1 pseudogene is annotated in these 496 nt (G+C 71.0%); it reads right to left on the minus strand.

Going from position 1 to position 496, the window contains the following annotated elements:
* A pseudogene (locus tag D3D02_RS19140) lies at window positions 1–496 on the minus strand (sucrose-6-phosphate hydrolase); the annotation flags it as partial.

The raw sequence follows: 496 nt of genomic DNA on the forward strand, positions 1-496 counted from the left end.
CAGTGAATCGACCCGTGGAACGGCCCGCCGGGGTTGTACTGGTAGAACAGGTGGTAGGTCCCGTCGTGCTGGATGACGCCGTTCGGGTCGTTCAGCCAGTTTGCGGGGCCGGCGAGGTGGTACCGGGGTCGGAGATGGTCGTCGCCGCGTCGCTCGCGCATCGCGGCGAACCCCTCGGCGTCGGCGGGGCGGTCGGTGAACGCCGGTCTGCGGTGGGCGGGGCCGCCGAGGACCGCGAGCGCGTTGCGGAGGAGGTGTTCGTTCGCGCCCATCGTCTCGAAGTCGTTGCCGTGGTGGGTGAGAAAGGCGACCTCGGCACCGATGCCGTAGACCGCGCCCGCGCCGCGGTCCCACGCGACGACGGACTTGAGCGCGACGAGGAAGTCGTCGCCGTGGAGCGTGCTGGCGAGGACCTGCCCGTTCTCGGGGAGGACGTGTTCGTACCGGGCGAAGGGGCGCGGCGCTTCGGGTGGTTGGAGGTGGACGCCCAGCGTGT

Origin of the sequence: Halobellus sp. Atlit-38R (assembly GCF_003665925.1) — an archaeon.
Lineage (GTDB): Archaea > Halobacteriota > Halobacteria > Halobacteriales > Haloferacaceae > Haloquadratum > Haloquadratum inordinatus.